The sequence below is a fragment of the uncultured Bacteroides sp. genome, assembly GCF_947632445.1.
GTDB lineage: Bacteria > Bacteroidota > Bacteroidia > Bacteroidales > Bacteroidaceae > Bacteroides.
Map to the genome: position 1 here is coordinate 1 of NZ_CANRPM010000022.1, position 24,953 is coordinate 24,953.

At 52.4% G+C, this 24,953-nt stretch carries 19 protein-coding genes; 7 read left to right on the forward strand and 12 right to left on the reverse strand.

The window, feature by feature from the left end; all coding sequences use genetic code 11:
- The first annotated feature begins 64 nt into the window (after positions 1-64).
- A complete protein-coding gene (locus Q0Z70_RS06260; RefSeq protein ID WP_298073259.1) occupies positions 65-370 on the forward strand; it encodes a hypothetical protein in 306 nt (101 codons plus the stop codon).
- Positions 371-865: 495 nt separating this feature from the next.
- On the opposite strand, the gene ilvC is transcribed toward Q0Z70_RS06260, so the two are convergent.
- From ilvC to Q0Z70_RS06295, 7 genes are all read right to left on the reverse strand, one after another.
- A complete protein-coding gene (gene ilvC, locus Q0Z70_RS06265; protein WP_298073260.1) occupies positions 866-1,909 on the reverse strand; it encodes a ketol-acid reductoisomerase in 1,044 nt (347 codons plus the stop codon).
- A 46-nt stretch (positions 1,910-1,955) separates the two neighbouring features.
- Positions 1,956-2,699, reverse strand: a complete 744-nt coding sequence (locus Q0Z70_RS06270) for an acyl-ACP thioesterase domain-containing protein (RefSeq protein ID WP_298073261.1) — start codon at positions 2,697-2,699, stop codon at positions 1,956-1,958.
- Positions 2,692-3,261, reverse strand: coding sequence for an acetolactate synthase small subunit (ilvN, locus tag Q0Z70_RS06275; protein ID WP_298073262.1), 570 nt, complete (start codon positions 3,259-3,261; stop codon positions 2,692-2,694). The genes Q0Z70_RS06270 and ilvN overlap by 8 nt, the downstream gene beginning before the upstream one ends.
- 14 nt (positions 3,262-3,275) lie before the next feature.
- On the reverse strand, positions 3,276-4,970 hold the full coding sequence (gene ilvB, locus Q0Z70_RS06280; RefSeq protein ID WP_298073263.1) for a biosynthetic-type acetolactate synthase large subunit: 1,695 nt from the start codon (positions 4,968-4,970) through the stop codon (positions 3,276-3,278).
- A gap of 64 nt (positions 4,971-5,034) precedes the next feature.
- Complete coding sequence (gene ilvD / locus Q0Z70_RS06285) at positions 5,035-6,837, reverse strand: dihydroxy-acid dehydratase (protein ID WP_298073264.1); 1,803 nt, start codon at positions 6,835-6,837, stop codon at positions 5,035-5,037.
- Between the two features lie 584 nt (positions 6,838-7,421).
- The gene (locus Q0Z70_RS06290; RefSeq protein ID WP_298073265.1) at positions 7,422-9,332 is read right to left on the reverse strand and encodes an alpha-L-fucosidase; all 1,911 of its coding nucleotides are present in this window, start codon (positions 9,330-9,332) and stop codon (positions 7,422-7,424) included.
- A gap of 24 nt (positions 9,333-9,356) precedes the next feature.
- Positions 9,357-10,499 (reverse strand): Gfo/Idh/MocA family oxidoreductase, encoded by a 1,143-nt coding sequence (locus Q0Z70_RS06295; protein ID WP_298073285.1) that lies wholly within the window; start codon positions 10,497-10,499, stop codon positions 9,357-9,359.
- 129 nt (positions 10,500-10,628) lie between these two features.
- On the opposite strand from Q0Z70_RS06295, the gene Q0Z70_RS06300 reads away from it, so the two are divergent.
- Positions 10,629-11,192, forward strand: a complete 564-nt coding sequence (locus tag Q0Z70_RS06300) for an FKBP-type peptidyl-prolyl cis-trans isomerase (RefSeq protein WP_298073266.1) — start codon at positions 10,629-10,631, stop codon at positions 11,190-11,192.
- Positions 11,193-11,287: 95 nt separating this feature from the next.
- Here Q0Z70_RS06300 and Q0Z70_RS06305 read toward each other — a convergent pair whose 3' ends face one another.
- A complete protein-coding gene (locus Q0Z70_RS06305) occupies positions 11,288-12,574 on the reverse strand; it encodes an L-serine ammonia-lyase, iron-sulfur-dependent, subunit alpha (RefSeq protein ID WP_298073267.1) in 1,287 nt (428 codons plus the stop codon).
- 147 nt (positions 12,575-12,721) lie between these two features.
- Between Q0Z70_RS06305 and Q0Z70_RS06310 the strand changes: the two genes are divergently transcribed.
- A complete protein-coding gene (locus Q0Z70_RS06310; RefSeq protein ID WP_298073268.1) occupies positions 12,722-13,885 on the forward strand; it encodes a PCMD domain-containing protein in 1,164 nt (387 codons plus the stop codon).
- 23 nt (positions 13,886-13,908) lie between these two features.
- Positions 13,909-14,709: a porin family protein gene (locus Q0Z70_RS06315; protein ID WP_298073269.1), complete on the forward strand. Its 801-nt coding sequence runs from the start codon at positions 13,909-13,911 to the stop codon at positions 14,707-14,709.
- 209 nt (positions 14,710-14,918) lie between these two features.
- On the opposite strand, the gene Q0Z70_RS06320 is transcribed toward Q0Z70_RS06315, so the two are convergent.
- Complete coding sequence (locus Q0Z70_RS06320; protein WP_298073270.1) at positions 14,919-16,415, reverse strand: PCMD domain-containing protein; 1,497 nt, start codon at positions 16,413-16,415, stop codon at positions 14,919-14,921.
- 314 nt (positions 16,416-16,729) lie between these two features.
- Between Q0Z70_RS06320 and aroC the strand changes: the two genes are divergently transcribed.
- Positions 16,730-17,806, forward strand: coding sequence for a chorismate synthase (gene aroC / locus Q0Z70_RS06325; RefSeq protein ID WP_298073271.1), 1,077 nt, complete (start codon positions 16,730-16,732; stop codon positions 17,804-17,806).
- A 104-nt stretch (positions 17,807-17,910) separates the two neighbouring features.
- Complete coding sequence (locus Q0Z70_RS06330; protein ID WP_298073272.1) at positions 17,911-19,263, forward strand: dipeptidase; 1,353 nt, start codon at positions 17,911-17,913, stop codon at positions 19,261-19,263.
- A gap of 53 nt (positions 19,264-19,316) precedes the next feature.
- Here Q0Z70_RS06330 and Q0Z70_RS06335 read toward each other — a convergent pair whose 3' ends face one another.
- Positions 19,317-21,485 (reverse strand): DNA topoisomerase 3, encoded by a 2,169-nt coding sequence (locus tag Q0Z70_RS06335; protein WP_298073273.1) that lies wholly within the window; start codon positions 21,483-21,485, stop codon positions 19,317-19,319.
- A gap of 44 nt (positions 21,486-21,529) precedes the next feature.
- Between Q0Z70_RS06335 and Q0Z70_RS06340 the strand changes: the two genes are divergently transcribed.
- Positions 21,530-22,048: a hypothetical protein gene (locus Q0Z70_RS06340; RefSeq protein ID WP_298073274.1), complete on the forward strand. Its 519-nt coding sequence runs from the start codon at positions 21,530-21,532 to the stop codon at positions 22,046-22,048.
- A gap of 17 nt (positions 22,049-22,065) precedes the next feature.
- Here the strand turns inward: Q0Z70_RS06340 and Q0Z70_RS06345 are convergent, their stop codons facing one another.
- Both Q0Z70_RS06345 and Q0Z70_RS06350 read right to left on the reverse strand, forming a co-directional pair.
- Positions 22,066-22,977 (reverse strand): discoidin domain-containing protein, encoded by a 912-nt coding sequence (locus tag Q0Z70_RS06345; protein WP_298073275.1) that lies wholly within the window; start codon positions 22,975-22,977, stop codon positions 22,066-22,068.
- Positions 22,978-23,008: 31 nt separating this feature from the next.
- Positions 23,009-24,946 (reverse strand): RagB/SusD family nutrient uptake outer membrane protein, encoded by a 1,938-nt coding sequence (locus Q0Z70_RS06350; RefSeq protein ID WP_298073276.1) that lies wholly within the window; start codon positions 24,944-24,946, stop codon positions 23,009-23,011.
- Between the last annotated feature and the right edge of the window lie 7 nt (positions 24,947-24,953).

The window sequence follows — 24,953 nt, forward strand, 5'->3', positions numbered from 1 at the left end:
TTAACAGATAAATTGATATATTTGCAAAACTAAGAGGTCTGAAGACTGACTCCAGACACACTGAATGAAACACTACCCTGAACGGCAGCTCACCGATGCTTTCCGCTATAACAGACCTATTGATACCGCAACCCGGATGGAAGCCGATCACGGTCGTATCGAAACCCGTGGCTGTCGCATACTGAACGCCGACACAATCGAGGATAAGAAGGTGAAGAATCGTTGGCCCAGGCTAAGGACTCTGGTTGGGATCACATCTGCCGTCGATTATGGCGGCCATATCGCCACGACGGTTCGACGCTACATCAGTGATGAGAATTTCCCAAAGGCGGCGTACTTCAATATGTTGGCACGTGGCACCGGTCTATAGAAAACCAATTGCACCGGAATCCTGATATAAACTTCCTTGAGGACGCTTGCAGGGCCGGAAAAGGCTTCGCTGCTGTCAATCTGTCTACAATCAGAAAGTTGGCCTTGCAGATAATCAAAGAACATATCGACAAAAGCAGTTTGAAGAAAAGACGTTTCAAGGCAAGCCTGTCAAACGACTATCTAAAGGATATGATTCTTAATGCCAAATTTTGATGCGGTTGCTCTATAAATTTTTACCAATAAATTCAATTTAATAAGCAAACAATTTTTCCGTATTTTTGCCAAAGCAACTATTGGATAAAGCACTATGGACATCGTTGTAGGACATAGCATCATCCGAGATAAAGCAGAATATCTTTCGGTAATATCCGAAATTGGTGTATGCAGTTCTTGCAACATTGCAACCCGAAATCTTTACCCCATAAAACAAGAATGCCCCGGCCGTGCAACGCACGCCAGGGCATTCCTTGTTTTTCTACAATCTTAAACGACTTTAGTTGTTTTCCGGGCGGAGCTTGCGTACCGTAACAGCTGTCTGCCACATTTCGCTTTCGCGCAGGGCTTTCAGCTCGGCATTCAGCTTCTCGCGGTAGTCGGGCTTGGAGTTGCTGTCGATAGAGATCTGAGCTTCGTTACCACACTTCACGCTCTCGTACAACTTCTGCATAACCGGCTTAATAGCATCGTGGAACGGGCCCATCCAGTCAAGGGCACCACGCTGAGCGGTAGTGGAACAATTGGCATACATCCAGTCCATACCGTTCTTGGCAAAGAGAGGCATCAGAGACTGCGTCAATTCCTCAACGGTTTCGTTAAAGGCTTCGGAAGGTGTGTGACCGTTCTCGCGCAGCACTTCATACTGTGCCAGCAACAGGCCTTGGATAGCACCCATCAACGAGCCACGCTCACCGGTAAGGTCGGAAGTAGCCTCACGCTGGAAAGTAGTTTCAAACAAATAGCCGGAACCGATACCGATACCCAATGCCAGGGTACGGTCCATTGCCTTACCTGTAGCATCCTGGTAGATGGCGTAGGAGCTATTCAACCCACGGCCTTCGAGAAACATGGTACGAAGCGAAGTACCCGAACCCTTCGGTGCGACCATAATCACATCAATATCTTTGGGAGGAACCACACCTGTACGGTCGCTCCAAGTAATGGCAAAACCATGAGAGAAGTAAAGAGCCTTGCCAGCCGTGAGATGCGGCTTCAGCGCAGGCCATACGGACATGACGGCTGCATCGGAAAGCAGACACATCACGATAGTACCCTTCTCGGCAGCTTCTTCAATGCCGAACAAGGTTTCGCCGGGTACCCACCCGTCGGCAATAGCTTTTTCAAAAGTTTTGCCAGGACGCTGCCCAACAATCACGTTGAAGCCATTGTCGCGCAGGTTGCAGGCCTGCCCCGGACCTTGTACACCATATCCGATTACTGCAATAGTCTCGTCTTTTAAAATCTCACGTGCTTTTTCCAAAGGAAACTCTTCGCGGGTCATCACATTTTCGATAACACCGCCAAAATTCAATTGTGCCATTGTATTTTTTGTTTTTATTTGTGGCTTTCGCCTGGTTAATATATTTCTATTCAAATATCACTTTTGCACGACATACAGTCTCATCGCCGTTCTTTTTCACTTCCACACCATACACATCGTTACCATCGTCATCGAGGAAGAAGGAAAGAGTGTCGCCATAATAGCTCTCGGCCACGTAAGCCATTTCAAAGCGGCGGATGCGCTGCGTCCGATATTTTTCCAACAGGAAGAGGTCGAGGATGTGCTCGATATAACGAATACTATTCACATGCCCGTTAATATCAATGTCGCTGTACTTGGCCGTGAGTGAAGCAACAGGCTCGGTGGCCACCACCTTAATGCGCGAAGGCTTCTCAATGGGACAAGGTTCGTCGCACGCATAGTTTACAATATCGCCATCGTTTATTGCCAGCAGGTCGATGGGCTTGCGCGTCTGCATGCTGATCATCGCCCAAACAGAACGGGCATAACCTATCTTACGACCGTCCTTGCCAAGGATGGCAAAGTTACGGACGGTAAAGAAGCGGTGAACATCCTTCACCCACGTCTGTATCGAGAACGGTTCATATTGCAGGGGCATCTCGTCCATGTCGATAGCCAGACGGGACAGCACCCACGTATAGTTTTCCTCGTTCAGTTCGGCCATACCGAACCCACGTTCGGTAGCATGGAAACCAGCACAGTTGAGCAGATGGTTACCCAGCACGCCTAACGTCAGCCGCCCTGTAAAGTCTACATGAAAAGGTTCGGCCACGAAGTTATAGGTTCCTATCTTGTTGTTTTCACTCATTACTTTTCTGTTTTTTACTTTCCAGATATTTAGCCTCCCGCTCGGCCAAGTACTCATTGACCCGCTCGAAGCAGCTCGTAGTGATAGCCACACGCCCCGAGCGGACAAACTGAAGCACACAACCGAAAGCCTGCAACTCCTGATAAAGGTGCGTGATGTCATCGCTTATACCGTTCATTTCGACAATGGAAAAGACTGGGTTCACCTCGACGATACGGGCGTGGTTCCTGCGGATGACCTTCGATACCTCAGGCGTTTGCTCCAGCGCAGGGGTCTCCACCTTATAAAGGGCTATCTCGTGCTGATAAATTTCGTCGTCGGTGAAATAGTGGGCCTGCAACACATCCATCTTCTTGGTAATCTGTTTCACGATTTTCTCGATGGTGTCCTTATCCGTCCAAGTAGTAATGGTGTACTTGTGTACACCCTGGATGGAAGAAGCGGACACGTTCAAGCTTTCAATGTTGATCTGCCTACGGGTGAACACTGCCGTCACCTGGTTGAGCAGACCTGCAATGTTCTCCGAATGGACGATAATGGTATATAATGTCTTGTCACTCATAGTCTGTCTCTTTTTTAGCATTCCAAAAGCATCTGGTTCACCGAACCGCCCGGAGGTGTCATCGGCATTACATAGCCCTCTTCTTCCACACAGGCTTCGAGCAGGAAAGGGCCGTCCGTAGCCAGCATCTCGCGGATGGCATCAGCCAGTTCCGAACGTTCTATGACGCGGCGCGAAGGAATGCCATAAGCGGCAGCGATCTGCATGTAGTCGGGGTTCAGCATGGGGGTGAACGAGTAGCGGCGGTTGAAGAACATCGCCTGCCACTGACGCACATTGCCCAGGTAATTGTTGTTAAGCAATATCATTTTAACGGGCGCTTTCTGCTCCATTATCGTGCCCAACTCCTGTAGGTTCATCTGCAAGCCGCCGTCGCCCATGAAGACGCAAACGGTGCGGTCGGGACGGCCGAAGGTGGCTCCAATGGCGGCAGGCAGGCCGAAGCCCATCGTGCCCAACCCGCCTGAGGTGACTATGCTGCGCTCGCGGGTGTACTTGAAGTAGCGGGCAGACATCATCTGGTTCTGGCCTACGTCGGTCACCAAAATGGCTTCGTTGTTTGTAGCCTCACTCACGGCACGTACAACCTCGCCCATACTCAGTTCGCGGGTCGTGCGATGGAGTTCTGGACGGATGACCTTCTCTTCCTCCACCTCTTCATAAGTTCGGAAGCTGTCGATCCATTCCCTATGAGTAGCGGGCTTCAGCAACTCAGTTACGGCAGGAAGCGTCTGCTTGCAATCACCCAACACAGCCACGTCGGTCTTGATGTTCTTATCTATCTCAGCAGGGTCGATGTCGAAGTGGATAATTTTGGCCTGCGGAGCATAGGTGGCCACATTACCCGTCACACGGTCATCGAAGCGCATGCCCACAGCTATCAGCACGTCGCACTTGTTGGTATTGATATTCGGCCCCAAGTTACCATGCATACCCAGCATGCCTTTGTTCAGCGGATGGTCGGAGGGAAGAGCCGAAAGTCCAAGCAAAGTACGCCCGACAGGCAGTTCGGCTTTTTCGATGAAAGCACAGAGTTCGGCTTGCGCATTACCCAGTTCTACACCTTGCCCCACGAGTACAAGCGGGCGTTCGGAAGCATTGATGAGATCGGCCGCTTCGCGAATAGCCTCCATATCCATGTCGGGCACAGGCTGGTAACTACGGATGAAATCGACCGTCACGGGAGCATACTCCATCTTGTCCACCTGGGCGTTCTTGGCAAAATCGAGTACTACAGGCCCCGGCCGGCCGCTGTGGGCAATGTAGAAAGCACGTGCTACGGCCCAAGGCACATCTTCGGCCCGACGGATCTGGTAACTCCACTTGGTGATGGGTTGCGTGATGTCCACAAAGTCCACTTCCTGAAACGCATCCGTACCGAGAAAACCTGTACCCACCTGTCCGGCAATGACGACAAGGGGCGTGCTGTCTATCATGGCGTCCGCTATGCCGGTAATGGTATTGGTGGCACCCGGCCCGCTGGTCACGAGACAGACACCCACCTGACCTGACACACGGGCAAAGCCCTGCGCAGCATGGGTAGCTCCTTGTTCGTGGCGCACTAAGATGTGGTTCAATGTCTTCCGATGGTCGTATAAGGCATCGAACACCGGCATGATGCTGCCGCCCGGATAGCCGAATATTGTCTGTACCCCTTCGTGCTCCAGAGAGCGCATCAGGGCTTCTGCACCTGTAATCGTATCTTTCATCTTTATTCTATCATGGAGAATGGAAAATGAACGATGTATGCTCAATTATCCATTCTCAATTCTATTAGTCTATCAGTCTCACCGCTCCCTTGTCTGCCGAGCTTACCAAGCTCGCATAGGCCTTCAGTGCCTTGGATACCTCACGGTTGCGGGTGACGGGCTTCATGGGACGCGCCGCCAGTTCGGCATCGGTCAATTTCACGTTAATGGTGCGATTAGGGATGTTTATCTCGATGATGTCGCCGTCCAGCAACTTGCCGATATTGCCTCCGGCTGCCGCTTCGGGCGAAATGTGGCCGATGCTTAAACCCGATGTTCCGCCGCTGAAACGTCCGTCCGTAATGAGGGCGCACTCCTTGCCCAGATGGCGCGACTTAATATAAGAGGTAGGATAAAGCATCTCCTGCATGCCGGGGCCGCCCTTGGGGCCTTCGTGAGTGATAACCACCACGTCGCCGCTCTGCACCTTGCCGCCCAAAATGCCTTCGCAGGCAGCTTCCTGTGAGTCGAACACACGGGCAGGGCCTGTGAACTTCCAGATGCTTTCGTCCACACCGGCGGTCTTTACTACGCAGCCATCCTGCGCGATGTTTCCCTTCAGCACGGCCAAGCCGCCATCCTTGCTGTAGGCGTGCTTCAGGTCGCGAATGCAGCCTTCGGCACGGTCGGTGTCGTATTCCTTATAATAATTGTCCTGCGAACCCAGTTTCAGATTGAACTTACTGCCGGAGGCACTGGCATATTTCTTCAACGCTTTCTCGCAAACGTTGGGACTGACAATGCAATATCGGTCTATCTCTTCGGCCAGCGTCATGCCGTCCACACGCTTCACGCCGGTATCCACAAGACCTCCTTTCGCCAGCTCGGCCATGATAGCCACTATACCGCCTGCACGATTCACATCCTGCACGTGGTACTTCTGCGTGTTCGGCGCTACCTTACACAGGCAAGGCGTCTTGCGTGAAAGCATATCTATGTCTTCCATCTTGAAGTCGGCTCCAGCCTCATGGGCCACAGCCAGCAGATGGAGCACCGTATTGGTCGAGCCACCCATAGCAATGTCTAACGTCATGGCATTAAGGAAAGCTTCACGGGTAGCGATGCTGCGGGGCAATACGCTTTCATCTCCATCCTCGTAATATTTGTAAGCGTTCTCCACTATCAGTTTGGCGGCATCCTTAAACAGTTTCTTCCGATTCTCGTGCGTAGCCACGATGGTACCGTTGCCCGGCAAGGCCAAACCGATAGCCTCGTTCAGGCAGTTCATGGAGTTGGCGGTAAACATGCCCGAACAACATCCGCACGTAGGGCAGGCATGCTGTTCGATTTTGGCCACATCGTCGTCGCTCACCGTCGTGTCGGCCGACTTGATCATGGCGTCTATCAGGTCGAGATGTTGTCCCTTCCATTCGCCAGCCTCCATCGGTCCACCCGAAACGAAGACGGTGGGGATGTTCAGGCGCATGGCGGCCATGAGCATACCCGGCGTTATCTTGTCGCAATTACTGATACACACCATGGCGTCAGCCTTGTGGGCGTTGACCATGTACTCCACACTGTCAGCAATAATGTCACGCGAAGGCAGGGAGTAGAGCATGCCGTCATGTCCCATGGCAATGCCGTCGTCAATGGCGATGGTATTGAACTCGGCGGCAAAGCAGCCCAACTTTTCAATCTCTTCCTTCACATACTGGCCGATTTCGTGCAGGTGGACGTGTCCGGGTACAAACTGCGTGAACGAGTTGACGACGGCTATGATGGGCTTTCCCATCTGCTCGCGCTTCATGCCGTTGGCCACCCACAACGCACGTGCCCCCGCCATTCGGCGGCCCTGCGTACTGAACGAACTGCGTAACTGGTGTTTCATCTTTGTTGTTCTCCTTTCAATGAAAAAGCCCTTCTCATCAGTGAGAAAGGCTTCAATAATTATCTTCCGAAGTATGGATACATACACAAACCTTTCTCACGCTCTTGATTTCAAGACCACGACGCGAATGATATGCAGGACTGCCAGGTTCATGGATGTATGTAGCATCATACCTTTCTTATCTCTTTAAAATTGGTAATTCAAATCTCTTATTATTGCTAAACGTGGGTGCAAAGGTAAGGGCTTTTTTATAATATCCAAACAGTTTGAAGAAAAAAAACATATTTTTATATAGAATCGTAAGAATAGGGTGGGAAAAAGTCTCCTTTTATTATCCATAAGTCCATCGAAGCCACCGCCATGCCCTACTTCTTCCGGGGAGACGCTTCCGAAACGAAAAGGAAGTATCATATGATGATAAGGAAAAAAGAAAGCACTTCGTGAAGTGACAACGAAGTGCTTTGTGAGGGTCTGACACAGTGCTTTATGAAGGTGTCACACAGTGCTTCGTGAGGACCTGACGAAGCACTGCATGAGAGGGTCAGAAAGCACTGCGTGAGGAAGGCTGAAAGGCCGACACGCAATCAAGGTCTGCGCACGGCTATCTCCGCAAAGCCCATCGGCTCGCCTTCCGTTACCATACGGACAGCTTTCAGATAAAGATAGCGTGCCTTGACCGGCGTGAAGTAAACAGACTGCATCACAGGATTGTTACGGATATTGGAGAACTCACCCGCTTTGACTCTATTGGCATTCTTTCCATCGGCACCGGCCACCGACAATTCATAATGGGAAACCAACCCTTTGTTCGGTTCACTCTGGTCGGGCAGGAAGTGGAAGGAAGAGACAAGGCATTCACTGCCCAAGTCGATGGTCAGCAAATCACCGTCTATAAAGCAAGTAGTCTTCTCGTTACGATCGGATGCCGCAACAGCCTCTTCCGGCTTCACTCCGGGAAGGGTGAAAGGAAGGCTCTGCATCCGGGCGGCCGGTACTGCTTCAAAAAGTCTGTCGGCATCTTCACCGGCATCATACACTCCGATGTTGTTGATGCACAGCAGGCCACGCGCATCGGTAATGCGAACGCGGATGCCGTCGGAAACGACGGAAGAGAAACGCAACAAGCGCTTGTAACCGATGGTTGTGGTCTCTTCGTTCAGGGTAACAGGCAGCCAGTCGCCCGAAGCGTCACGATATTCCACCGTGAAAGCCTTCACACGCTGGCCCAAGGGGATGTATTCCTGCAACAGCATGCGGTTCATCCGCGTCGGAGAGGAGAAAGAGAACGTAATATCGGCCGCCGTCACACTGTCGGCAGTAGCCCAGTAGGTATCGTAATCGTCGTCCGTCAAGGCTGAAGCCACATAGTCACCTCCACGCTCATTGCTTACCTGAGGAACCATTCCGGCTATCAGGTTGGTGTCCAGTTCCTTCTGTACCATCTGATGGAAACGGACCGCATTAGCCGAGTCAACCGGATGTATCAATCCATCCCTGTCTACCGGAAAATTCAGCAACAGCGTTGCATTATGCCCCACACTACGATAATAGAGATCGGCCAACTGTTCGGGAGTTTTCACGAGGCTGTCCTGTTCGGGATGATAGAACCAGCCCGGACGAATGGAGACATCACACTCGGCAGTTACCCACTGATTGCCGTCGGGATGGCCATACTGCAACTGGTAGTTCTTGTCGTAACCGGGATAAACTTCGCCCTTACGGAGGAAAGACCAGTTGGTGGCACCGGCAAAGCCCTTCTCGTTGCCTACCCACCGGCAACCGGGGCCGCCATCAGAGAAAATGACGGCTTGAGGCTGTATGCTGTCCAGCATCTCGTAAATGCGGGGATAGTTGTAGTAATTACGGCGGTCGATGGTACGTGTTTCCTTCGCTCCGCCATACCATCCGTCACCGCCATTGGCTCCATCGAACCAGACTTCGAACACATCCCCATAATTGGTCAGCAAATCACGCAGCTGGGCATAAAAATAATCCAGATATTCGGGCGTCCCGTAATTGGCCTGACGACGATCCCATGGCGACAGATAGACAGCAAACTTCAATCCATATTTCTTGCAGGCTTCGGACAATTCGCGCACGACGTCCCCTTTACCGTCTTTATAAGGACTGTTTGCCACACTGTAGTCGGTCCCGGCAAACGGCCAAAGGCAAAAGCCATCGTGATGCTTGGCGGTCAGAATGACCCCTTTCATCCCTGCTGCCACCAAAGTCCTGGCCCACTGTTCACAATCCAGACGGGAAGGATTGAACACCTCCGCCGGCGTGTCACCATATCCCCACTCACGGTCGTTGAACGTATTCAGACCAAAATGAATGAAGGCGTATGTCTCCATCTTTTGCCATTCCACTTGCTTCGACTCAGGAACCGGAAGAATCGGATCAGGAGCCTTGACAGGCATAGAAGAACACGCCGACATCACTACTGATAAAGATGCGGAAAGCCATAAGGCTGATAGAAGTTTGTTGTTTCTCATAAAACAGGCATTTATGGTTAATAATCAATCGTTTTCGTCCAATAAAAGTGTCCGTCTACCGGCAATGGACATTTGAGACCAAGGAGTAACCGAAGTCCATAGAGCCATATCGGCAATGCCGGCAGGATAAGGCTCCCCACCCCGAAGATCTTCCTCCAATGCTTTCAACATCACGTAGTCCATACCATGATGATGGGTGTCCACTTCGACGGCCTCCCGTCCCCACCGCTTCCAGTAAGAATGCTCATAACGGTCGATATAGGCATCGTCCGGCTCCCAGGATTCATCAGGACTGCTTCCTTCCACATAAATCATCCGCCGGTCACCGTTCCAGATGCCCCGCGTACCCTGTATTTCAAAGTCGAGGCTGCGCGGACGGGGCAAGGTCGTATCATGCGTCAGCGAAAGCAGTATTCCACGCTCCGTTTCCAGCTGTGTAACGACCACATCGCCCAACGTGATCTTCTCATCGGGATTTCCTCCCAAATCGCGAATACGCTGCATCAAGCCGACAGACTTGGAAGCAAAAGAGGTCACATACTTGAAACGATCGGTACGCCCGATGCCGGCAATCAGACACAGCGGAGCCAAGCCATGTGTAGGATAAAGATCCCCATTCTCTTCCTGATAAAACCGGCTCCTCCAGACGCTTTCCGTTTTGTCACGGTTTCCCAACGTCCCGTTATCATCCAGCAACATACGGCGCAAGTCATGGCGATACCCGCCCCGCATATAGACTATCTCGCCCAATACGCCAGCACGAACCAGATTATAAACAGACAGATTCTCACGCATGAAAAGCGTATTCTCCAACGGATAGATTCGACGGCCGGTACGTTCGGCCCGTTCTATCAACGGCTTGTACTCATCCAGATACAATCCGCCCTTTATCTCCAAAGCAACGTCTGCTCCATATTCCACGCAATGAATGGCATGCTGCACGTGACACTGCCACGGCGATGCCACAAATACCAACGCAGGCGTCTGCTCCTTCAGCATATTCAGATAGTCACAATCCCCTTGATTATAACAGGTCATACCTGCCATATCCGCATCCGACACACCGGGATCTGCAAAAGCCACCGGGCGGAAAGCAGGGATATGACGCAACAGGCGGAGCAGCTGCATCCCTCTGTAACCCATGCCTATGAATGCCGTCTTTATCATATCTTCATCATCCGTTCCATCTTTCCCGTGCCAATACAGGAAAAGTGTGTCAAAGATAAGAAGTTTTTGCAACATACGCCAAAAGATTTGTATCTTTGCCCAGACCAATAACAAGATTATATAAAGAAAATGGAAACAAACAAGTACATCACTGTAGCTTACAAGCTATACACCATTGAAGACGGAGAACGCGATTTCACGGAGGAAGCTACCACAGAACATCCATTCCAGTTCATTTCAGGATTGGGAATGACTCTTGAGGCTTTTGAGAACCAGCTGAAAGACTTGAAACCCGGCGATAAATTCGACTTCACCATCGCCTGCACCGAGGCTTATGGCGAATACGACGAAGACCATGTCATCGAACTGCCCAAGAATATCTTCCTCATTGACGGGAAGTTCGACGAGACACGCATTAAAGAAGGAGCGATTATTCCCATGACGACTGCCGAAGGCCAACATATCAACGGAAGCGTTGTAGAAGTGAAAGATGACGTCGTTGTGATGGACATGAACCATCCTTTAGCCGGATGCGACCTGAACTTTGTGGGTGAAGTCGTAACCAACCGTCCGGCAACCAATGAAGAACTCACAGAAATGGCTCGTATGATGAGCGGTGGCTGCGGATGCAGTTGCGGAAATTGCGGAGGCGGATGTGGAGACCACGATTGTGGCGACGGTTGCTGCCACTAAAATAAATGAAAACAGGCAATGAAGAATTTTCCTATATGCCTTATTTCTATATGCAGGATTAATTTTTCATTGCCCATTACGAATGGTTCATCGCTCTATTGTTTGCCCGTCATGATGTCGAGCACCAGCTTATCCGTTTCATTCATACCCTGCGAACCTATCCGGGTCAGATTACGGATACTTTGATCTACATCCCGGTCGATAATACCCTCTACAGAAGTAACACATCGGTTTTCCATTGCCATGATGGCAGAGAGCACTGCGGTAGATACGCCGGTAGTCACTTTCAAGGCACAACTGGGCTTTGCCCCGTCGCATATCATACCCGTCAGATTGGCAATCATGTTTTGTACTGCATACGTGATTTGCTCATACGTACCTCCCATCAGCCACGTAATGCCGCAACTGGAACCCGTCGCAGCTACCACACAGCCACACAAGGCAGACAAACGTCCCAAACTCTCCTTTATATAAATAACCGTCAGATGACTCAGCATCAGCGCACGGATCAGTTCTTCTTCCGATTTCCCGTTTTCTTCGGCATAAACAACAACAGGAAGTGTGGCCGAAATACCTTGATTTCCACTGCCCGAATTGCTCATCACCGGTATCATGGCTCCTGCCATACGCGCATCACAAGCCCCCGATGTATAAGACAATATATGTGAAAAGACACTGTCGCCCATAATCTTATGTTCATCGGTACCACGAAGCATTCTTCCCAAGCCATGCCCATAATTACCGGTAAAGGACTGTTCCGCTGCAGCCTTGTTCAAACGGGCCGTATCAAGGATGAAGCGGATTTCATCCAGTGGTGTTGTCATAGCAAAATCATAGACTCTGCGTAACGTCAGCTCAGGCGCGGGAGTCTCTTCTTCTTTCGCAGAAGCAGTCTGTTTATCAAGCAGGATTTCCCCGTTGCGCGACACATAAACGAACGAGGTATGCCCACCTGCGATGATGGCTGTCGAACGGTCAGAACCTGCCTCACAACAGACTTCGATATACAACTTCTCACTGATATTCGGCTTCAGCGCAATTAATATGCGTTTTTCGTCAATAAAACGTTTGCCGGCTTCCACTGCTTCGGGAACGCTATCCTTCAATACTTCCAACTGATACTCCGATTTCCCAATCAAAGCTCCCAATGCGATGGCAATGGGCAAGCCGATCATCCCCGTACCCGGAATGCCCACACCCATTGCATTCTTCAGGACGTTCGCGCTAAGCCATACACTTATCTTCTCAGGCTTGACACCCAATGTCTCTGCCGCCTTAGCCACGCACAAGGCAACGGCAACAGGCTCCGTACATCCGATAGCCGGAACCACTTCCCGTTTCACGAGAGCTATAATCTGTTGCCTTTCTGTATCATTTATCATTTTGTCACTCGATTTATGTTCTCGCAAAGGTATGAAAAAGGTTTTATCAAACAAATAGTCATTGAGTTTATTAAATATCCGGCTTCATTTTCCTATCTCCAAAAATAAATGTAACTTTGCCTCCAACTCATTTAAGATATTACTTTTATGAAAGTCAAACAATTATTATCTTACTCCCTGCTGGCAGTCACAATGTTCTCCTGCATACAGGACGAAGCACTGAATGTGGAAGCGGCCATAGACGCATGTACAGGGACTGACGTACAGTTTACCATCAACAATAATCGGGATTTCAACATTTATGTCAACAAATGGGCCGACTTGTCCAAACAGGCACTGACATTTACCGTCCCACAAGGAGCGACCCTCGCAATAACCGACCCCACAGAAGATGACAGTGACTTCACTCTGAACGCAGACGGCACCTTTACAGCCGTCATCAATTTCGACAATGCCAATCATACCCGATGGTTGACGGTCACTTCGGAAGACAAGTCCAACAGCGCGAATTACCAGATCCACGCCATTCTGACGGAATTGCCCACCCGTTATCACTTCGAAGGCCTGCAAAGCGGCAACAGGCCCTACCACATCCTGTTGGAAGAAGAGTCGATCGGTGCAGACGGCCTGCCGCGTGCCCTGCAATGGTGCAGCGGAAACCCAGGATTTAAGTTGACCATGATGGCCGGTACTCCGCAGGAATATCCTACGGTACAGATCAACGACGGCTATGCGGGCAAATGCGTAAAGCTCCAAACGCTCAATACAGGCAGTTTCGGTGCCAGTGCGGGCATGCCCATTGCTGCCGGGAACCTGTTTATCGGTTCGTTCGACCTGAGCAACGCCCTGAACGATGCCCTTGCCGCCACCCGTTTCGGCATGCAGTTCTACAAGACACCCTCCCGACTGAAAGGATATTATAAGTTCAAACGGGGAGAAGTCTATACCGAAGACGGCAAAACGATAAACGGAAAGCAAGACTCGTTCGACATCTATGCCTTCCTGTATGAAGCCGAAGACAATGCCTTCATGCTCGACGGAAGCAATGCCTTGAATCCCCACCCGAGCGTTGTGCTGCTGGCCCGCCTCGACCAGGCTGACGCTGTAGAAACCGATACGTGGAAGATTTTCGACATTCCCTTCAAAAAAGTCGGAAACGGAAAGAGCGTCAACGCGCAGAAGCTGGCGGACGGCAAATACAAGCTGGGGATCGTGTTTTCGTCGAGCATTGACGGTGCCAAATTCAAAGGGGCCGTAGGAAACACACTCTATATTGACGAAGTGGAACTGATTTGTGAAGAAGACCAATGAACAACATGAAACGTAAAAACATTATGAACAGCAAACTGACCCATCGCATAGCCACCCTGTCCCTCATCCTGCTATTAGCAGGCACAAAACTCTCTGCACAGGAAGACAGAAACCAGGGCATCACCCAGTCCTATCTGCACGGATGGGAATATGCACTGAAAGCCGGATTCAGCATCGGAGGCACTTCGCCCCTGCCGCTTCCGAAAGAAATCAGAACCATCAACGGCTATACCCCCGGAGGAGTGGTCGTCTCTATCGAAGGAAATTCAACGAAGTGGCTCGACAAAAAGAAGATTTGGGGTATCACTTTCGGTGTGCGACTGGAAAGCAAGAAGATGACAACCGACGCCAACGTAAAGAACTACCACATAGAAATTATCAATACCGACAACGGCAAACCTCTTGTCGGCCTCTGGACAGGAAACGTCAAGACCAAAGTGAACAACTCCTACCTGACCGTCCCCGTCCTGGCCAACTACAAGATAAGCAGCCGCTGGAAACTGGTCGCAGGCCCCTACTTCTCCTATCTGATAGACGGTAACTTCGACGGCCACGTCTATGAAGGCCATCTCCGTACACCCGATGCCACAGGACAACGCGTCGACTTCACCGACGAAAGCATCGCCACTTACGATTTCTCCAACGACCTGCGCAAATTCCAGTGGGGCGTACAGGTGGGTGGCGAATGGCGTGCCTTCAAGCACCTGAACGTCTATGCCGACCTGACATGGGGACTGAACGATATTTTCCAGAAGGATTTCCAAACCATCACTTTCGCCATGTATCCCATTTATTTGAACGTAGGATTCGGGTATTTCTTCTGATCGAAATCACTGCATTGGCAGCAGATATGCGACAAAGTCCTCCCGACAGCCACAGCGGTATAAATTTATACAGACCGCACAACTGCCCGGAGGACTTTACTGTTTCTGACAATATCCTGAAGGCAAACGTCTAAAGCCTTCGGATTTTATCGCATAAAAAAAGCTGCCTCTTTCATCGGAGGCAGCTTTTCCAATTCTATCAAGGATGTTTATTCTCCGATGATTTCCAGTTCATCCAAATATAGAGTACTGCCACCAGCCCCTTTGAACGAATCACCAAGCTTACTGGAAGAGCAAACAAGTGCCAGCTGATATTTCTTACCTGCATCATACGTCTTTCCTTCCAACATTTCAAAAGGAAGTTCAAACTTTGTCCACTCGGACTTAGCAGCTCCATCTGGCAGAATGGCTTGGGCTACGCGACGGTCGGATTCATTGATGTCATTTCCGTTTAAAGGAATGTTTTCTCCCTTGTCATCCAACTGTTCTTCATACAAAACTGCCTGAATAGCACATTCATCTACTTGACCATCTACCACTTTAACATCTCCCGGTGACATTGCTCCTTCACCGTCAATATATTTATCACCCGGTGTGTACTTGTACCATCCTCTCAAGATAACTGGCTTCTTTTCATACGGGATACCAAACTGAGTACTTGCCATCTTATCACTCATCGCCAGATCAAGATTAAACTTACCTGTAAAGACTGAACCGGCAGTTAGGGCAGGTATCAAAATACTGGTTGCCGCACTTGTATCCATAGTAACCAACTTAATGGCAGATCCAGCTATCACATCTTCTTCTTCCTGATACACAGGAACTCCTTTTATTCCAAAGAATGACAAGAAAGAAGCCCCCTCTAAACTGGATGCCAAGCGTTTATCACTCGGTTTCTCATATTGACCATATTGTTCCCATTCGTCGAAGGTAAACGACAATACATTTTGCGAACCCGATACAGAAGCCCTATAAACTTTCGTCGTACTATAATCCTCGGACACAACAGTGTAAGTAACAACCTTTCCGTTGGAGAAATCCTGGGCTACACCCGAAGCTGGAGTCACTGTAGCACGTTCGGACACGACAATCGTAGGAACGAGGGATGTAATGTCTGCATCATCATATACCTTAAACGTAATCGTATTGTCTGCATTGATAACCGGCTGTTCGGCAACAGACTTGCTGTCAAAAGTAAACGAAGTGATATCGGCTCCCGTACCTTCCGTACCATTCAGCTTGCTACCATTGACAATAACCGTGACATCCTGATTCACCGTACCCAAGGTAGCCTTGATTGCCAGTTCCAAGGACAACCTGCCGTTGTTCACAGTAGCCTCGCTGACATCGACTGTTGCACTCAGTCCGGTAGCCGTCACCGTAGTATTACCTGTAAACGTATAGGCTCCGTTGTTGCCCTCGGAGAGGGGACAATTCAACAATTTAACATCGCCTACCGAAATACCCACAAAAGAGAAATTCTTGATGTATAAATTGATGGCCGTAGCGCCGGCTTTCTCAATCGTAATCTTCTGCTGCGAGGAACCCAAAGGCATCCCGTCGACATTTATATTCAAATCACCCTTGTAGTCACCCGCAATTTCTGTTTCAATCACCTGTGTATAATCCGGGTCGTCATCGCCACAAGCTGTAAACAGTCCCATTGAACAAATCAATGCAAACAAATAAAACAAACTCTTTTTCATTGTAAAAAACATGTTTAGTTCATAATTAGTTTATTAATATAGAAAAATATATTCCATTTTTTTGAGTTACAAAGGAAAGTGTTTCACACGACTCCTACAAGTCCTTTTCCCGTAAATCAATGTTCTATTTTTAAGATTTTCCTGCATTCATAATCTATCTCCGAAAACAGGCTGCAAAGAAAAAGGAAAGAAAATCGGTTTCAAAATTTGCTGCATCGGAAACTATTCTCTATTTTTATACTGCGAAACAAGCCATCCAAGGCTATACATAAAGCATGCAGACTTTTTTTACAACCCTTTAAAGCATCTGAATTATGTTCAACTCATTTGGAAACATTCTGCGCCTGACCAGCTTCGGCGAGTCGCACGGCAAAGGCATCGGGGGAGTTATCGACGGCTTTCCCGCAGGCATCTTCATCGACATGGATTTTGTGCAAAAAGAACTGGACCGCCGTCGTCCCGGACAATCGGCGCTCACCACTCCACGCAAAGAGGCCGACAAGGTGGAATTTCTCTCCGGTATCTTCGAAGGCAAGTCAACGGGCTGCCCCATCGGCTTCATCGTGTGGAACGAAAACCAACAATCCGGCGACTATGACAACCTGAAAAATGTATATCGCCCCTCGCATGCCGACTATACCTATAAGACGAAATACGGCATCCGTGACCATCGCGGCGGCGGACGCTCATCGGCCCGCGAAACCATCTCGCGCGTGGTGGCAGGTGCATTGGCCAAGCTGGCCCTGCGGCAACTGGGCATACGCATCACGGCCTACACGTCGCAGGTAGGCCCCATCCGATTGGAGGAAAACTATACGGCCTACGACCTGGAACTGACGGAAACGAACCCTGTCCGCTGTCCCGACCCTGAGAAAGCGAAAGAAATGGAGCAGCTCATCGCCGAGGTAAAGGCCGAGGGCGACACGATAGGCGGCATCATCACCTGCGTCATCACGGGCTGCCCCGTCGGACTGGGCCAGCCGGTATTCGGCAAGTTGCAGGCTGCCCTAGCATCGGGCATGCTGAGCATCAACGCCGCCAAAGCCTTTGAGTACGGGGACGGCTTCAAGGGACTGAAGATGAAAGGCTCGGAACAGAACGACGTGTTCTACAACAACGCCGGACGTGTCACCACTCACACCAATCATTCGGGGGGCATACAGGGAGGAATCAGCAACGGACAGGACATCTACTTCCGCGTAGCCTTCAAGCCTGTGGCCACCGTACTGATGGAACAGCACACGGTAAACATCGACGGCGTGGACACCACCCTGAAAGCCCGCGGGCGTCACGACCCTTGCGTACTGCCGCGAGCCGTCCCCATCGTCGAAGCCATGGCGGCACTGACCATTCTGGACTTCTACCTGATAGACCGGACAACGCAGCTGTAAGCAAGCCTCTCCTTCTCCTCTTTCCATAAAAGGAAGGAGGAGCAAGGAAGTGATTTTATCCTATATATAATGTATAACCTTTCATTCATATTCCTCTTCCGCTTATGATCAAGACTTATATCTCCGAAAACGAGCCCCGCATGTTGAACGAACTGTTCAGCCTCATCCGCATTCCCAGCATCAGCGCCAAACCCGAACACCACGACGACATGCTGGCCTGCGCCGAACGCTGGCGTCAGCTGCTGCTCAAGGCCGGTGCAGACGAAGCCCTGGTGATGTCCTCGCAGGGAAACCCGATGGTGTTCGCCCAAAAGATCGTGAACCCCGAAGCAAAGACCGTCCTCGTCTACGCCCATTACGACGTGATGCCTGCCGAGCCGCTGGAACTGTGGAAAAGCGACCCCTTCGAACCCCAACTGCGCGACGGGCACATCTGGGCACGCGGCGCCGACGATGACAAGGGCCAGTCGTTCATCCAAGTGAAAGCCTTCGAATACCTCGTCCGCAACGGTCTGCTGACGCACAACGTGAAGTTCATCTTCGAAGGCGAAGAAGAAATAGGCTCCCCCAGCCTCGAAGCCTTCTGCCGGGAACACCGCGAACTGCTGCGTGCCGACGTCATCCTCGTGTCGGACACCAGTATGCTGGGTGCCGACCTGCCCTCGCTGACAACGGGCCTGCGCGGACTGGCTTATTGGGAAATCGAAGTGACGGGGCCCAACCGCGACCTTCATTCGGGCCACTTCGGCGGAGCTGTAGCCAATCCCATCAACGTGTTGTGTCAGATGTTGGCCCGTGTCGTCGATGCCGACGGACGCATCACCGTTCCCAGTTTCTACGACGACGTGGAGGAAGTGCCGCAGGCCGAACGCGACATGATAGCCCGCATCCCCTTCGACGAAGAGAAATACAAGGCGGCCATCGGGGTGAAGGAACTTTCCGGCGAAAAAGGCTACAGCACGCTGGAGCGCAACAGCTGCCGTCCGTCGTTCGACGTCTGCGGCATTTGGGGCGGATATACGGGCGAAGGCTCGAAGACGGTGCTACCGTCGAAAGCCTGCGCCAAGGTGTCGTGCCGCCTCGTTCCGCATCAGGATCATCACAAGATTTCACAGCTTTTCGCCGACTACATCCTGAGCATCGCCCCCGCCACAGTGCAGGTAAAGGTGACGCCCATGCACGGCGGACAGGGATACGTCTGCCCCATCGCCCTCCCCGCCTATCGGGCCGCCGAAAAAGGATTTGAAAAAGCCTTCGGACGGAAACCGTTGGCCGTGCGCCGAGGCGGAAGCATCCCCATCATCGCCACCTTCGAACAGACGCTGGGTATCAAGACCGTCCTCATGGGCTTCGGGCTGGAGAGCAACGCCATCCACTCACCTAACGAAAACATCCCGCTGGACATTCTGCGCAAAGGCATCGAGGCTGTCGTAGAGTTCCATCTGAATTATTCATAAAAACTTTCTCCATCACACACCGGGGAGATTTTCGCAGGCCGCGAAAAAGAGTTTTATTTGAAAGGTTTGCGGAATGTGCAGCCGCTGCGCCACTCGGAACAGCCGTAAGCAGTCTTGCCCTTGATAATGGTGCCCTTGCCGCAAAGGGGACACGGACGTCCCACCCATTCGTCGGGTTGCGCGGCAGGCGCGGACGCCCCGGCACCGGCAGCCCCGGCCTTCTTCCTGCGGGGAGCACGCTTGCGAGGCTCCTGCTCCGGCCGGCCGCCGGAAGTGGCAGCGCGTGCGGACTTGGAGGCAGCGGGAGGCAGCTGCACCGTAATGTGGCGGTTGCTGTTGTCGGACAGGACGTTCGTCACGATTTCAGCCACCATCTGCTTCAGCTCCTCCAGAAAGCGGGCGGCGTCGTAGGTCCGCCGTTCTATTTCGCGGAGCTTTTTCTCCCAGATGCCGGTCAGCTCGGCACTCTTCAGCAGCTCTTCGTGGATGGTCTGAATCAGCTCCACGCCCGTCGGGGTCGCTATCAGGTTCTTCTTTTCCTTGCGGATGTAATTACGTTTGAACAGGGTTTCGATGATGGCGGCACGGGTGGAGGGCCGGCCGATGCCGTTCTCCTTCAGGGCGTCGCGCAGTTCGTCGTTGTCTACCAGCTTTCCGGCCGTTTCCATGGCACGCAGCAGGGTGGCTTCGGTGTAGGGGCGCGGAGGCTGTGTCCACTTTTCCACCAATTCGGGCACGTGGGGGCCGCTTTCGCCACGGACGAAAACAGGCAGTACACGGTCTTCCTCACCGTTCTCCCTATTCGCCTCCTCGCCGCTCCCCTCCCGGACGGAGGCGCCGGCCCCGAATACGGCTCTCCAACCCGGTTCGAGTATCTGCCGGCCGGAAGTCTTGAACTCCACGCCACCCGCCTCGCCTACGACGGTGGTAGTCGAGAAGCGGCAATCGGGATAGAACACGGCAATAAAGCGACGGGCAATGAGGTCGAAAACGCGGCGCTCCATGTCGCTGAGATTGACAGGCGGCTGTCCGGTGGGGATGATGGCATGATGGTCCGTGACCTTCGAATTGTCGAATACCTTTTTAGACTTCGCCAGCGCCTTTCCCTCAAGCGGGGCGGTCAGTGCTGCGTAGCCGTGCAGTCCCTTCAGGATGGAGGGGCACTTGGGATAGATGTCATCACTCAGGAAGGTGGTGTCTACACGGGGATAGGTGGTGATTTTCTTTTCGTAGAGCGACTGGATCGTCTTCAGCGTATCGTCGGCCGAGTAGGCGAACTTTCTGTTGCATTCCACCTGAAGCGAAGTCAGGTCGAACAGTCGGGGCGGCGCTTCCCTGCCCTCTTTCTTCGTGACGGCGGTGACGGTGAACGGCGCATCCTTGATGCGCTCCACGATGGCCTCCCCCTGCGCGCGGTCGGCGATAGGCTCGATGCCCCGGTTCTCCTCCTCTTTCCTGAGTTTCTTGTCGGCGGCTGCGGCTTCCTTCTGTTTCTCGGCCTCCAATGCCAGTTCTTCGTCGCTCTTGCGGACGAGCGCAGAGAACAGGGTATCGCGATAAACGGTGTTCAACACCCAATACTGACGGGGCACGAAGTTCTGAATTTCCAGCTGGCGATTTACGATAAGGGCCAATGTAGGCGTCTGTACCCGTCCGATGGACAGCACCTGACGGTTCTGCCCGTACTTCATCGTATAAAGGCGCGTGGCGTTCATGCCCAGCAGCCAGTCGCCGATGGCCCGGCTCAGCCCGGCTTCGTACAGGGGCTGGAAGTCGGCGGCGTCTTTCAGGTTGGAGAAGCCTTCGCGGATAGCCTCCTCGGTCAGCGAGGAAATCCACAGACGCTTCACGGGGCACTTGGCTCCGGCTTTCTGCATCACCCAGCGTTGAATCAGCTCTCCCTCCTGACCGGCATCGCCGCAGTTGATAATCATGTCGGCTTTCTGCATCAGCCCCTCGATGACGTGGAACTGGCGCTCGTAAGTGGAATTGCCGATGAGCTTGATGCCGAAGCGGGGCGGTATCATAGGCAGGCTGCCCAGGCTCCATGCCTTCCAGCTCGGCGTATATTCATGCGGTTCCTTCAGCGTACAGAGATGGCCGAACGTCCAGGTCACCTGGTACCCGTTTCCTTCGATATATCCGTCTTTCTTCTCCTTCGCTCCCAGCACATCGGCTATGTCGCGTGCCACAGAGGGCTTTTCGGCTATACAAACAATCATTCTTTCTTTATTTCTGAAAATGCAAAGATACGGATTTATGCCGAATGACAAACGACGAAAAGTCATTTGAAATCGAGCAGGTCGGGAAACGAAAGTTTTCCGACCTGCTTTCGTTTTCCTTCCACTCACACCGCCGTACCCGCCCGTCCGGCAGACCAGGAGGCCGGCCTAAGCTTGGCCAGAGGTCTAACCTAAGCTTGGCCGGTAGGCTGGCCCAATACTTGGCCGGTAGGCTGGCCCAATGCTTGGCCAGTAGGCTGGCCCAATACTTGGCCGGTAGGCTGGCCCAATACTTGGCCAGTGGGCTGGCCCAATACTTGGCCGGTAGGCTGGCCCAATACTTGGCCGGTAGGCTGGCCCAATACTTGGCCGGTAGGCTGGCCCAATGCTTGGCCGGTAGGCTGGCCCAATGCTTGGCCGGTAGGCTGGCCCAAGACCGGATGCGACGAGGGCTACAGCGGACTTCGTCAACTTGCGTCCGGCTTGTCATCCGCCGGCATACAAAAACAGGGGATGTGCCTTCAATGCGCGAGGCACATCCCCCTCATAGAGAATTTAGATAGAACCGTGGGAAAGCAGACTATTCGTCGTATTCAGGCACTTCGTCCACTTCGGGGTCGTAGACTGTCACGACGATCTTGTTGATGGAAAATTCGGCCAGGTTCCAGTATTTGTTGCCGTTCCCTCTCGTGACGAAACGCATATACCGTATCGGTTCAGTCAAAGCGTCTTCTTCTATGGCCGGGAAGATGATGCTGTTTTGCTGTCCGGCGCCGAGATTGGTACAGGTGTAGCTCAGGAAAGGCGTAGCCGTATCCATGTCGACACTCGTGTCGCCCAGGCTGGAAAGGCGGAAGCATCTCACGCCGTTGGGATTGTTCACGGCATTGTTGTGGCGATTGAGGGTAACAATCTCAAAGCGTTCCAGCGGCTCGCCGAAGTCTACGTCAATCCAGTGGTTGGCAGGACTGTTTCCGCTCCAATTGGAATGAAAGAAGGTGCTTGCATTACCGTCGCAAATATTGCTCAGGGGCCCTTCGCTGGGTTCTTGCGCATTGGTCGTGAAGTTGTCCGAAGTCAGACTGACGGGGATGCGCGAGGTAGTCAACGTTTTTTCCGCCGGGCCCGATGTCGCTTTCAAGGTGATGGGCGTGCCGGGGGTTCCTGTCTCGCTGAACGGGGTGAGGGTGAAAGTGTATTCGCCATAGCGGGCACGGGTGTTCTCTATGACGAGACTGTCCGTATAGCTGCTGATGGTGAGCATGCGGTCTTTCTTTTCACGCGGGTCGCGATAGGTCAGTTGCAGGTAGTAGTAATCTGGGTTGTCGGGCAGGTCCCATTTCAAGGTAATGGTACCCGGTCCCGGTTCCGAACGGAAGTTCAGGGTCTGCAGGTCGGTAGGAGGTACGATGCCCTCTTCGCTGTCGCTGCACGCGGCCAGCGTCATCAGGCAAGCCGCAGTGCCGAGCAGGTATTTCAATAAATGTTTCATATTTGTTTCTTGATTCGTTAAACGTTTTCGGTTAATATCCGGGGTTCTGGATCGCGTTGTGGTTGTTGTAGGTATCCTGACTGGGGATGGGCAACAGGTAGTGGAAGTGCTCGAACGAACGGCGGATGCCGGGGATGTTTATCTCGGCGGAGAACTCCGCATCCGTATTGCCAAACACATTGAAACCGGTATAGTTGCGGTGTATGCCGTCACCCTTCCCCTCTAAGTTGAAGTAGGCTTCGGCCAGCAGCCAGCGGCGCATGTCCCAGAAGTTCTGGCATTCCAGATACATTTCTATCTGGCGCTCCTGACGCACGATGTCCACCATCTGATTCGCATTGGGGGTGATGCCCACCCTGCCCCACGATTCGTCCACCGTAGGAATGCCGGCTCTCGTGCGAATAGGGTCGATGTATGCCTTGGCTGTGGCGGCGTCGCCGCTCTCGGCACAGCATTCGGCATAGCCTAAGTAGAGTTCGCTCAGACGGATGACCGGCCAGGTATATTGGGTGTAGCTGGCATCGTTGCCGCGTGCCGTGTTGTCGGGGTGGACACCCTTCTTGTTGAGCGTGCCGGTGAGCGAATGGTTGCGTTCCGCACGTCCGTATCCGAAAGGTGAGGAATAACGGAAATCGGTGATGACCTGTCCGCCGTTGCCGTTGCGCTGATAGTACGCAGCCTGGTATCCCGGATTGTTGGCATCGTTGGTGATTTCATAGAAACCGTTGTGGAACGAAATCCAGGCATAGTAGCGCGGCTCGCGGTGCAGGTTCATCTGTGAAGTCTGTCTGCCTGCCATAGCGATGACGGCGGTTGTGCTGTCGGCAAAGGTGGCAACCGTATTGACGCTGTTCAGAGGAATGGATTCGAACTCGTTCAGGTCTTTGGTGGTGGGATCCACATTCCAGGGCAGGCCGTTGTTCGTGTAGAAGCGGCGCAGCATGTTCATGGTAGGGCCTACACCGTTGTAGTTCTGGTTGCTGCCGGGAGCCGATTTCTTCTGCAGGCCGTAAATGCCTTCGTTGAACACCTTGCTCCAGATGACCTCTTTGTTGTAGGCCGGAGGAGTAAGCAGATTGGTGCGCAACAGGCGCAAACGGTCGTTTTCAGGACAGGGGTTGCTCACGCGGCCGGCGTCCTCGGTGTAGAGAGTGTAGCCGGCTGCCCGGGCAGCATCAATGGCAGCCTTGTAGGCGTCGCGGGCGGTTGCCCAGCGGGTGGCGTCGTAGTCGGGACTCATCAGCGCAGTGCCGTCGTTGTTAATCAGTTGTCCCGCCAGCTCGCTGTTGCCGTTGAGCAGCGGTGAAGCATAGTACATCAGGATGTATGCCTTGAGCGAAAGGGCGGCGATGCGGGTGCCTCGGCCGGTGTTCTGCGGGCTTTGCGTGTCGGGCAGGATTTCGGCGGCCTCGTCGAAGGTATCGGTGATGAACTGGATACACTCGGCCAGTGGGCTGCGTGCGGCATAGTCGCTGGGGGCGGTGTTAATGGGCACTTCTTCGCGCACGATGATGCACGGACCGTAGCAGCGCACCAGCAGCATGTGGTAGTAGGCGATGAGGAACTTCAGTTCGCCGACGTACTGCGTCTTGGTGTTTTCGGGCAGGCCGGGCACCTTGTCGAGGTTGTTCATCAGTTTGTAACACTGGCGGATGCCGTTGAACAGGGTGTTCCAGTAGGAAATCACCGTGTTGCTGGCCGTGAACACGCCTTGCGGGAAGCTGGCAAAAGATTCGTTCTCGAAAGCGGTCGTCACTTCGTCGCCCGTCATAAAGTCCAGCGAGCCGGTGGCATTGTTGGGGTTGGGCATGAAGCTGTAGCAGCTGTACAGGAAACGTTCGGCGGCCTGCACGTCCTTGTAGGCATCTTCTTCCTTGTCGCGTTCATCGGGCACGATATCCAGATAGTTGCAGGCAGAGAATCCGGCGGCCGTCAGGAACAGGAGTAAATATAAAGTTATCTTTTTCATGTGTTCT

Excerpts from the sequence above, each read along its gene's own strand:
- Q0Z70_RS06260 (WP_298073259.1), top strand. The coding sequence starts at position 65 with ATGAAACACTACCCTGAACGGCAGCTCACCGATGCTTTCCGCTATAAC.
- ilvC (WP_298073260.1), bottom strand. The coding sequence starts at position 1,909 with ATGGCACAATTGAATTTTGGCGGTGTTATCGAAAATGTGATGACCCGC.
- Q0Z70_RS06270 (WP_298073261.1), bottom strand. The coding sequence starts at position 2,699 with ATGAGTGAAAACAACAAGATAGGAACCTATAACTTCGTGGCCGAACCT.
- ilvN (WP_298073262.1), bottom strand. The coding sequence starts at position 3,261 with ATGAGTGACAAGACATTATATACCATTATCGTCCATTCGGAGAACATT.
- ilvB (WP_298073263.1), bottom strand. The coding sequence starts at position 4,970 with ATGAAAGATACGATTACAGGTGCAGAAGCCCTGATGCGCTCTCTGGAG.
- ilvD (WP_298073264.1), bottom strand. The coding sequence starts at position 6,837 with ATGAAACACCAGTTACGCAGTTCGTTCAGTACGCAGGGCCGCCGAATG.
- Q0Z70_RS06290 (WP_298073265.1), bottom strand. The coding sequence starts at position 9,332 with ATGAGAAACAACAAACTTCTATCAGCCTTATGGCTTTCCGCATCTTTA.
- Q0Z70_RS06295 (WP_298073285.1), bottom strand. The coding sequence starts at position 10,499 with ATGATAAAGACGGCATTCATAGGCATGGGTTACAGAGGGATGCAGCTG.
- Q0Z70_RS06300 (WP_298073266.1), top strand. The coding sequence starts at position 10,629 with ATGGAAACAAACAAGTACATCACTGTAGCTTACAAGCTATACACCATT.
- Q0Z70_RS06305 (WP_298073267.1), bottom strand. The coding sequence starts at position 12,574 with ATGATAAATGATACAGAAAGGCAACAGATTATAGCTCTCGTGAAACGG.
- Q0Z70_RS06310 (WP_298073268.1), top strand. The coding sequence starts at position 12,722 with ATGAAAGTCAAACAATTATTATCTTACTCCCTGCTGGCAGTCACAATG.
- Q0Z70_RS06315 (WP_298073269.1), top strand. The coding sequence starts at position 13,909 with ATGAACAGCAAACTGACCCATCGCATAGCCACCCTGTCCCTCATCCTG.
- Q0Z70_RS06320 (WP_298073270.1), bottom strand. The coding sequence starts at position 16,415 with ATGAAAAAGAGTTTGTTTTATTTGTTTGCATTGATTTGTTCAATGGGA.
- aroC (WP_298073271.1), top strand. The coding sequence starts at position 16,730 with ATGTTCAACTCATTTGGAAACATTCTGCGCCTGACCAGCTTCGGCGAG.
- Q0Z70_RS06330 (WP_298073272.1), top strand. The coding sequence starts at position 17,911 with ATGATCAAGACTTATATCTCCGAAAACGAGCCCCGCATGTTGAACGAA.
- Q0Z70_RS06335 (WP_298073273.1), bottom strand. The coding sequence starts at position 21,485 with ATGATTGTTTGTATAGCCGAAAAGCCCTCTGTGGCACGCGACATAGCC.
- Q0Z70_RS06340 (WP_298073274.1), top strand. The coding sequence starts at position 21,530 with ATGACAAACGACGAAAAGTCATTTGAAATCGAGCAGGTCGGGAAACGA.
- Q0Z70_RS06345 (WP_298073275.1), bottom strand. The coding sequence starts at position 22,977 with ATGAAACATTTATTGAAATACCTGCTCGGCACTGCGGCTTGCCTGATG.
- Q0Z70_RS06350 (WP_298073276.1), bottom strand. The coding sequence starts at position 24,946 with ATGAAAAAGATAACTTTATATTTACTCCTGTTCCTGACGGCCGCCGGA.